The 8,769-nt window shown below is 65.5% G+C and carries 10 protein-coding genes and 1 pseudogene; all 11 read left to right on the top strand.

Going from position 1 to position 8,769, the window contains the following annotated elements; translation table 11 throughout:
- Nucleotides 1-387: pseudogene (locus VFJ08_RS04350) on the top strand (glutamine--tRNA ligase); the annotation flags it as partial.
- 98 nt (nucleotides 388-485) lie between these two features.
- On the top strand, nucleotides 486-1,151 hold the full coding sequence (rsmG, locus tag VFJ08_RS04345; protein ID WP_324995548.1) for a 16S rRNA (guanine(527)-N(7))-methyltransferase RsmG: 666 nt from the start codon (nucleotides 486-488) through the stop codon (nucleotides 1,149-1,151).
- 128 nt (nucleotides 1,152-1,279) lie between these two features.
- Entirely contained in the window at nucleotides 1,280-2,119 is an 840-nt protein-coding gene (locus tag VFJ08_RS04340; RefSeq protein ID WP_324995546.1) for a ParA family protein, read from the top strand.
- Nucleotides 2,120-2,234: 115 nt separating this feature from the next.
- Nucleotides 2,235-3,092, top strand: coding sequence for a ParB/RepB/Spo0J family partition protein (locus tag VFJ08_RS04335; protein ID WP_324995544.1), 858 nt, complete (start codon nucleotides 2,235-2,237; stop codon nucleotides 3,090-3,092).
- A 228-nt stretch (nucleotides 3,093-3,320) separates the two neighbouring features.
- Nucleotides 3,321-3,695 carry an ATP synthase subunit I gene (locus VFJ08_RS04330; protein ID WP_324995542.1) on the top strand — a complete coding sequence of 125 codons (375 nt, stop codon included), beginning with the start codon at nucleotides 3,321-3,323 and terminating at the stop codon, nucleotides 3,693-3,695.
- A complete protein-coding gene (atpB, locus tag VFJ08_RS04325) occupies nucleotides 3,685-4,545 on the top strand; it encodes a F0F1 ATP synthase subunit A (protein WP_324995540.1) in 861 nt (286 codons plus the stop codon). Before VFJ08_RS04330 ends, atpB begins: the two co-directional genes overlap by 11 nt.
- A gap of 237 nt (nucleotides 4,546-4,782) precedes the next feature.
- Entirely contained in the window at nucleotides 4,783-5,076 is a 294-nt protein-coding gene (gene atpE / locus VFJ08_RS04320) for a F0F1 ATP synthase subunit C (protein WP_037336558.1), read from the top strand.
- Between the two features lie 14 nt (nucleotides 5,077-5,090).
- Nucleotides 5,091-5,567, top strand: a complete 477-nt coding sequence (locus VFJ08_RS04315; RefSeq protein ID WP_324995538.1) for a F0F1 ATP synthase subunit B — start codon at nucleotides 5,091-5,093, stop codon at nucleotides 5,565-5,567.
- A gap of 2 nt (nucleotides 5,568-5,569) precedes the next feature.
- A complete protein-coding gene (locus VFJ08_RS04310) occupies nucleotides 5,570-6,112 on the top strand; it encodes a F0F1 ATP synthase subunit delta (RefSeq protein WP_324995536.1) in 543 nt (180 codons plus the stop codon).
- Between the two features lie 64 nt (nucleotides 6,113-6,176).
- Nucleotides 6,177-7,718, top strand: a complete 1,542-nt coding sequence (gene atpA, locus VFJ08_RS04305; protein WP_324995535.1) for a F0F1 ATP synthase subunit alpha — start codon at nucleotides 6,177-6,179, stop codon at nucleotides 7,716-7,718.
- A 26-nt stretch (nucleotides 7,719-7,744) separates the two neighbouring features.
- Nucleotides 7,745-8,605: a F0F1 ATP synthase subunit gamma gene (gene atpG / locus VFJ08_RS04300; protein ID WP_324995533.1), complete on the top strand. Its 861-nt coding sequence runs from the start codon at nucleotides 7,745-7,747 to the stop codon at nucleotides 8,603-8,605.
- Nucleotides 8,606-8,769: the final 164 nt, after the last annotated feature.

Here is an 8,769-nt window from a genome sequence, read left to right as displayed (position 1 = left end):
GTCGAGGTGCACTGCACCTTTGACCCCGATACGCTTGGCGCCAATCCGGCCGACGGCGTCAAGCCGAAGGGGGTGATCCACTGGGTTTCGGCGAGCCACGGCAAGCAGGCGCGGGTGCGCATCTACGATCGGCTGTTCTCGATCGAGAACCCGGGCCGCGAGGACGATCTGCTCGACGGGCTCAACCCGTCCTCGCTGACCGTTCACCACGGCTGCTGGATCGAGCCCGGCGCGGCCGGCGTCGCGCCCGAAACGCGTCTGCAGTTCGAGCGCACCGGCTATTTCGTGGCAGATCGCTACGATCACGCCCCGGGTGCGCCGGTATTCAATCGCGTGGTCGCTCTGCGCGACACCTGGGCCAAGATCGAAGCGCGCGGCCACGGCTGACGCGGCGGGCAACGGTGCGGCGCGCAACTTCTGCGGGCGGATGAAGCCGGCCCGCGGCAGCCTGAAAACCGGTATCCTGCTCCGCTTTCCGACATTGCATGGGGGTGTCGATCGTCATGGCCATGACCGACTGGGACGCGTGCGGACAGCGGCTGAGCGCCGGCATGGATGCGTTGGGGATATCCGGCCCGGCCGCGGTTCGGGATCGCTTGATCGCCTATCTGCGCGAACTGACGACCTGGAACGCAACCTACAATCTCACCGCGGTGCGCGATCCCGAGGCCATGGTCACGCGGCATCTGCTGGATTGCCTGGCCGTGTCGGACTTTGTCGTGGGCGCCAATCTCGCCGATGTCGGCGCCGGGCCGGGCCTGCCGGGTCTCGTGCTCGCCATCGCCCGGCCGCGGCTGGCCGTCACGCTGGTCGAGTCCAATCGCAAAAAAGCCGCGTTCCTGCGGCATGCGCGGCGTCAGCTCGCGCTCGACAACGTGGAGGTGGCCCAGGCCCGCGTCGAGGCGTTCAAGCCGGCGAAAAAGTTCGACTGCGTGATCACGCGGGCCTTTGCCAGCGCCGGCGACACCGCGCGCGGCGCGGGCCATCTGATCGCGCCGGGCGGGCGCTTCGTGCTCATGAAAGGGCGCGATCCGGCCGCGGAAATGGAGGATCTGCCGCTGGACTTCCGGCACTTGGCAACCCATGCCGTGACCGTGCCGGGGCTCGGCGCGGAGCGCCACGTTGCGATTCTCGAGCCCGGGTTGATCTAGGGTCTATTGCCGTTTCATACGACGCCGCGCCGGGCGGATCGAACCCCGTTCGTGCACGCATGCGATAAACTCGGGCCGCGCACGATTCGGGCTATTCTTCATCCGGCGCCAACCGCCAGAACGTTTCAATGAGCAACATCATCGCCATAGCCAACCAGAAGGGCGGGGTCGGCAAGACCACCACCGCCATCAATCTGGCCGCGGCCCTGGCCGAGGCCGAGCAGCGCGTGCTGCTGGTCGACATGGACGCCCAGGGCAACGCCACCATGGGCGTGGGGGTGGACAAGAACGCGCTCGAGGCGACCGTCTGCGATTTTCTGCTCGGCGACAAGGGCGTGGCCGAGGCGCTGGAAGTGGTGGCCGACGGCCAGCTCTATCTGCTTGGCGCCAACGGCGACATGACGGCGGCCGAGGTGGGCCTGCGCGAACGCGGCGGCGGGCGCTCGGCGCTGAAGAAGGCCCTGGCCTCGATCGCCGACAACTTCGATTATGTCGTGATCGACTGCCCGCCGGCGTTGTCGATGCTCACCGTCAACGCGCTGGTCGCCGCCCGTGGCGTGATCATTCCCATGCAGTGCGAATACTACGCGCTCGAAGGCCTTTCGGCGCTGCTGGCCACGATCGACAGCGTACGGCAACGCATCAATCCGGGGCTTACCGTCGAGGGCGTGTTGCGCACCATGTACGACGGCCGCAACCGCCTGACCGGCGATGTCTCGACCCAGCTGATCGAGTATTTCGGCGACGCGGTCTACAAAACCGTCATTCCGCGTAACGTACGCCTGGCCGAGGCGCCGAGCCACGGCCTGTCCGTGCTCGAGTACGACAGCGGCGCCACCGGTTCCGCGGCCTACCGCGCGCTGGCGGCCGAGCTGCTCGGTCGCGACGACGACGAAACGGCCGAGGCGCCGGCCGGCGGCGCGCGGCGTGCGGTATCCTCGCTGTTCGGACGACGGCGTACGCGCTGAGCGCCGGTCGCGCGGGCCAATCGGCGACAGGCCGGCGTGGCTTTACAATCAGTGGCAACAGCCGATCAGGCCGCCGCCGCGACCGGCGGCGGCGCCAGACCATCAGGGCGAAGCTATGGCACAGAAAAAGCGGGGTCTCGGCCGGGGCCTGGAATCGCTGCTCGCGAACGACTACGAAGACGCGGCGGCCTCGGCAGCGCTGACCGAGGTCGCGCTGGACGATCTCTCGCCCGGGCGCTACCAGCCGCGGCGCGACATGGACGCCGACGCGCTGGAGGCTCTGGCGGCCTCGATCCGGGCCCAGGGCGTGGTCCAGCCGCTGGTCGTACGGCGTCGCGACGACGACCCCGAGCGCTACGAGATCATCGCCGGCGAGCGCCGCTGGCGGGCCGCGCGCATGGCCGGGCTTTCGAGCGTGCCGGCCGTGGTTCGCGAGCTGGCCGACGATGCCGCGATGGCGATCGCCTTGATCGAGAACATTCAGCGCGAGGATCTCAATCCACTGGAAATCTCGGCCGCGCTCAAGCGCCTGATCGAGGAATACGGCATGACCCATGCCGCCTGCGCGCAAGCCGTCGGGCGCTCACGCGCGTCGGTATCGAATCTGTTGCGCCTGGCCGATCTGAACGTCGACGTGGCCGACCGGCTGCGTGCGGGCGAGATCGAAATGGGGCACGCGCGCGCGCTGCTCGCCCTGACCGACGACGAACAGTCCGAGGCCGCCGCGCGCGTGGTCGCCCGCCGGCTCACCGTGCGCCAGACCGAATCGCTGGTGCGCGCGGTGCTCTCGGGCAACGCGCCGGCCGCGCCCCGGCCCGAGCGCGATGCGACCGTCGAGCGGCTGGAATCGAGCCTGGCCAAGCGGCTGGAGGCCGGCGTGCGCATCGAGCCCGATCGCCGCGGCGGCGGCCGCGTGGTCATCCGCTACAAGTCGGCCGAAGAACTTGATGCGTTGGTGGAGCGCTTCGATTGATACCAACCGGCGGTGCGACCGATGCCGCATTCGTGTCGATTCGGTTGTCATGTACACGGACTGTGCGCGTAACGGCGCGCCATATGGCGGGATCTCGCAGTTTCTTTACGGCCGGTCGAAAACTTGTTGAAATTCGCGAGTGAAACAAGGTAGCCTCGCGGCTCGACTCAAGGGAACAGTGCGTCGGAAAACGCAGGCGTCAGCGAGCGACAATCGATGCGAAATGTTGTGACTCGATTGCTGCTCATGCAGTCGATTGCGGCTGTCTGCGTGGCGGTCCCGGTGAGTATGGTTTATGGGAGTGTCGCCGCCGTGGCCGCGATCTACGGCGGGCTTGTCGCCTTGATCATGACGTTGATGCTGGCTTGGCGGATCGGCCAGGCCGCGCGCTCGGACCAGTCTCTGCGGTGGCTGGTGCTGGGCGCGGCCGAACGCATGATTGTGGTGTGTATCGCGTTCGCGGTGGGGATAGGCGTGCTCGGCTTGCTGCCGGCGCCGATGCTGGTCGGGTTCGGCGCGGCGGAACTGGCTTATTATCTGGCCGCCGGGCCCATGCGTCGGTACATGCTCGAAATAATGGGAAGACGATACGATGGCCAATAGCGGCGGCGGTTCGGCCGAATACATCACGCATCATCTGACCGACTGGTGTGCCGGCTGCGCGGCCGATCATCAGCCCGGGGGGCTGGTCGATTTCGGCGCCTTCACGCTCGATTTGATCGTCGTCGGCCTGATCTGCGCGGCGCTGGTGGCGCTGCTCGCGCTGTTCGTGCGCAAGCACCTGACCATCGAGGACCCGAGCGGTATTCAAATGGCCGTGGAAGCCGGCGTGGAATACGTCAGCGATCAGGTCGGTCAGGTGTTTCACAAGCGCAACGATTTCGTCGGCGCGATGGCGCTGACGATCTTCCTCTGGGTGTCGTTGATGAACCTGACCGACCTGATCCCGGTCGATTTGGTGCCGGGCGTTCTGGGCGGCATCGGGCAGGTGTTCGGCGCCGAGAACGTCTATTTCCGGATCGTTCCGACCGCCGCGCTGGACACCCCCTTCGCCATGGCGCTGGTGGTGTTCGCGGTGATGATCTACTACCAGATCCGCGCCAACGGCCCGGGCGGCTATATCAAGCGCTTTTTGACCCACCCCTACGGCAAGTGGGGCGCCCCGGCCAATGTCATCACCACGCTGATCGACGATGTGTCGAAACCGGTGAGTCTGGCGCTGCGACTGTTCGGCAACATGTTCGCCGGCGAGCTGATCTTTGCGCTGCTGGCGATGCTCACGCTGTCCGCGCTGTCGCCGCCGAGCGCGATGGTCGCGGTCTGGGCGCCGCTGCATTTTATCGGCGGCTTCGTCTGGAGCGTGTTTCATCTGCTGATCGTGTTCCTGCAGGCCTTTATCTTTGCCGTGCTGGCAATCGTCTATTTGGGGATGGCGCAGCAGACGGAACACTGACAAGGTCCGGCCCGTCGGGCGCGTGCCCGACCGGACGACCCCGACCGCCAAGCGCGGTCGGCATCAATAATCACGCCGGCGGATCTTCATGGTTTGTCGGCATCGGGTGTCGCGCCGGCCGCGGCGCCGGCAAGAGAAACGGGTCGCGAGATCCGAACATCGCGGAGATGGGAGCGGCCAGGGAATCCGGTCTCATCCGTCGTTAAGCTAAGAAACGTCGATTAAGGAGTAGCAATCGTGCATTCGGATCCACAACAAATCGCAGAGATCGTCGCCGCGACCGCGGTCGCCGTCGGTCTCATGCTGGCCGCCGCCGGTCTCGGCTCGGCGATCGGCTGGGGCCTGATCACCTCGAAGGCGCTGGAAGGCATCGCGCGTCAGCCGGAAATGCGTCCGCAGCTGATGGTCAACATGTTCATCTTCGCCGGCCTCATGGAATCCTTCCCGTTCATCCTGTTCGGTGTGGCCATGTGGTTCCTGTTCGCCAACCCGTTCGTGGGTACGCTGTCTAGCCTGGCCGGCGGCGGTTAAGCCCGGAGCGCATCATGGTCGCTATTACCGGAACACTGATCGTCCAGATTCTGGTCTTCCTGGCACTGGTCTGGTTCGTCAAGAGGGTGCTTTGGGGCCCGGTCACGCAGATGATCGACGAACGCCGCCAGAAGATCAGCGAAGGCCTGGCTGCCGCGGAGCGCGGCCGGCTCGAGTTGGACGAGGCGGTCAAGGAAGCCGAGTCGCGGATGGCGAAGGCGCAGGAAGAGGCGCGCGAGCTGCTCGCCAACGCCCAGCGCCAGGCCAACGAAACGCTCGACAAGGCCAGAATCGATGCGCGCGCCGAGGGCGATCGCATCGTGGTCGCGGCGCGCGAGGAAGTCGATCAGGCGGTGGCCTCGGCCAAGGAAGAGTTGCGCCGTGAAGTCGGCGAACTGGCCGTCACCGGCGCCGAGCGCATCTTGAAGCGCGAGATCGACGCCAAGGCGCATAACGACATCATCGACGATCTCGTCGCGGAGATTCGTTAGCCATGGCCGAGCGCTATACGTTGGCCCGGCCCTACGCCGAGGCGGTGTTCGAACTGGCGCAGGCGTCCGGTGGCGAGGGTATGTCGCAGTGGTCGGATGCGCTGGCCGCGCTCGCCGCCATCGTGCGCGACTCGACGGTCGCCGCGCTGATAAGCAATCCGCGGGTATCCGACGAGGTGCTCGCCGACGCGATTATCGGCACCGGGGCGTCCGATTTCGGCGATCAGGCGCGCAATGTCGTGCGTCTGCTGATCGACAACGGGCGGCTGTCGTTGGCGCCGGAAATCGCCGAGTTGTTCGAGATCGAGCGCGCGGCGGCCGAAGACCGGCTCGACGTGGAGGTCACGTCGGCGGTGGCGCTGTCGGAGGGCCAGCGGAACGCGCTCGGCGACGCACTGGAAAAGCATTTCGAGCGCAAGATCTCGATGACCTTCGCCAACGACGAGTCGGTGATTGGCGGCGCGGTGATCCGGGCCGGCGATCTGGTTATCGACGGCTCGCTGACGGCCCAGCTCGCGCGCATGCGCCAGTCGCTGGCTCATTGAGGCGCCCTAGAGTCGACGCCGTCGCGTTACGCACGCGGCGAAAAGGATAAAGAGGAAGACAGCAATGCAACTCAATCCGGCGGAAATTTCGGATCTGATCAAGAAGCGGATCGAGAACTTCGAGACCGTCACCGAATCGCGCAATGTCGGCACCCTGGTGAGCCTGGCCGACGGCATCGCCCGTATTCATGGCCTGGCCAACGCGATGCAGGGCGAGATGCTCGAATTTCCCGGTGGCACATACGGGCTGGCGCTCAACCTGGAACGCGATTCGGTCGGCGCCGTGCTGATGGGCGACTATCGCCACATCTCCGAAGGCTGCGAGGTCAAGACCACCGGCAAGGTGCTGGAAGTCCCGGTCGGCGAAGCGCTGCTGGGCCGCGTGGTCGATCCGCTGGGCAATCCGATCGACGGCAAGGGCGAGATCGAGGCCAAGCAGACGGCGCCGATCGAAAAAGTCGCCCCGGGCGTGATCGCGCGCCAGTCGGTCGACCAGCCGGTACAGACCGGCCAGAAAGCGATCGACGCGATGGTGCCGATCGGCCGTGGCCAGCGTGAGCTGATCATCGGCGACCGCCAGATCGGCAAGACCGCGGTCGCGATCGATGCGATCATCAATCAGAAGGGTTCCGGCATCAAATGCGTATACGTGGCCATCGGGCAGAAGAACAGCTCGATCGCCAGCGTGGTGCGCACGCTCGAGGAGCACGGCGCGATGGCGCACACCATCGTGGTGTCGGCGGCTGCCGCCATGTCGCCGGCGCTGCAATACATGGCGCCGTATGCCGGCTGCTCGATGGGCGAGTATTTCCGCGATCGCGGCGAGGATGCGCTGATCGTGTACGACGACCTGTCCAAGCAGGCCGTGGCCTATCGCCAGATCTCGCTGCTGCTGCGCCGTCCGCCGGGCCGCGAAGCCTATCCGGGCGATGTCTTCTATCTGCATTCCCGGCTGCTGGAGCGCGCGTCGCGCATCAATGCCGAGCACGTCGAGGAACTGACGGGCGGCGAAGTCACCGGCCGGACCGGTTCGCTCACCGCGCTACCGATCATCGAGACCCAGGCCGGCGACGTGTCGGCGTTCGTGCCGACCAACGTGATCTCGATCACCGACGGCCAGATTTATCTGGACACCGACAAGTTCAACTCCGGCGCCCGCCCGGCGGTCGACGCCGGGCTGTCGGTCTCGCGCGTCGGCGGTTCGGCCCAGACCAAGATCATCAAGAAGCTGGGCGGCGGCATTCGTCTGGCGCTCGCGCAGTATCGCGAGCTGGCGGCGTTCGCCCAATTCGCCTCCGATCTCGACGAGGCGACCCGCAAGCAACTCGAGCACGGCGAGCGCGTCACCCAGTTGATGGTGCAGAACCAGTATTCGCCGTTGTCGATCGCGCTGATGGCGTCCTCGCTGTTCGCTGCCGATCAGGGGTATCTGGACGACGTCGACGCCGACAAGGTTCAAGACTTCGAGGCGGCGCTGCACCAGTACATGACTTCGGAACAGAAAGAGTTGGTGAATCAGATCAACGAGACCGGCGACTACTCGGACGAGATCAAGGACGGTCTGCATTCGGCGCTGAAATCGTTCAAGGAATCGCACACGTGGTAGCGATTCAGGTCAACGGAGCTCGCTAAATGGCCGGCGGAAAGGAAGTCAAGACCAAGATCAAGAGCGTTCGGAACACGCAGAAGATCACCAAGGCCATGGAAATGGTCGCGGCCTCCAAGATGCGCCGCGCCCAGGAGCGCGTCGAGGCGGCGCGGCCGTATGCCGTCAAGATTCGGCGCACGGTCGGGCATGTCGCCCGCGCCAATATTGGCGGCAAGCACGAGTTTCTGGTCGAGCGCGAGGCCAGGCGGGTGGGGATCGTCGTGATTTCGACCGATCGCGGTCTCTGCGGCGGTCTGAACATCAACCTGTTCCGCCGTGTGCTCGCCGAGATTCGCGACTGGAACGCCAACAACGTCGAAGTCGATCTCGTGGTCATCGGTCGCAAGGGCTTGAGCTTTTTCAAGCGCTTCGCCAAGGTCAAAGCCGATGTGGTCGATCTGGGCGACCGGCCGCATTTGCAGGACCTGATCGGCACGGTCAAGGTGATGCTCGACGATTATCGCGAGGGCAACGTCGATCGCGTGTTCGTCATGGGCAACGAGTTCGTCAACACCATGACGCAGCGCCCGTATCGTCAACAGCTGCTGCCGGTCGAGGCCAGCGACGACAACGAGTTGTCCGATCGTTGGGACTATATCTACGAGCCCGAGGACAACGGGCTGGTGGACGATATCCTGGTCCGCTTCGTCGAATCGCAGGTCTACCAGGGTGCGGTCGAGAACGTGGCCTGCGAAATGGCGGCGCGGATGGTGGCCATGAAGTCGGCCTCGGACAACGCCGGCGACATCATCGACGACCTGCAGTTGGAGTACAACAAGCAGCGTCAGGCCGCGATCACGCAGGAGCTGTCGGAAATCGTGGCCGGCGCGGCGGCCGTCTCCTAGACGGCCAGCGGCTGACGCGCCAGGTAATTGGACGAGAACAAGATACGCGGCAGCGTGCGCTGCCCAGTCGAGGAAACGCTATGAGTCTTGGAAAAGTCGTACAGATCATCGGCCCGGTGGTGGACGTCGAGTTCGACCGCGAATCGCTGCCGAACATCTTCGAT

Origin of the sequence: Salinisphaera sp., assembly GCF_035690525.1 — a bacterium.
GTDB lineage: Bacteria > Pseudomonadota > Gammaproteobacteria > Nevskiales > Salinisphaeraceae > Salinisphaera.
This window is presented reverse-complemented; position numbering and strand designations above follow the sequence as displayed.

Bases quoted from the DNA above. Each gene is read 5' to 3' on its own strand.
- VFJ08_RS04315 (WP_324995538.1), top strand. From the start codon at position 5,091: ATGGTCGCTATTACCGGAACACTGATCGTCCAGATTCTGGTCTTCCTG.
- VFJ08_RS04310 (WP_324995536.1), top strand. From the start codon at position 5,570: ATGGCCGAGCGCTATACGTTGGCCCGGCCCTACGCCGAGGCGGTGTTC.
- atpG (WP_324995533.1), top strand. From the start codon at position 7,745: ATGGCCGGCGGAAAGGAAGTCAAGACCAAGATCAAGAGCGTTCGGAAC.
- atpB (WP_324995540.1), top strand. From the start codon at position 3,685: ATGGCCAATAGCGGCGGCGGTTCGGCCGAATACATCACGCATCATCTG.
- VFJ08_RS04335 (WP_324995544.1), top strand. From the start codon at position 2,235: ATGGCACAGAAAAAGCGGGGTCTCGGCCGGGGCCTGGAATCGCTGCTC.
- VFJ08_RS04340 (WP_324995546.1), top strand. From the start codon at position 1,280: ATGAGCAACATCATCGCCATAGCCAACCAGAAGGGCGGGGTCGGCAAG.
- rsmG (WP_324995548.1), top strand. From the start codon at position 486: ATGGGGGTGTCGATCGTCATGGCCATGACCGACTGGGACGCGTGCGGA.
- atpA (WP_324995535.1), top strand. From the start codon at position 6,177: ATGCAACTCAATCCGGCGGAAATTTCGGATCTGATCAAGAAGCGGATC.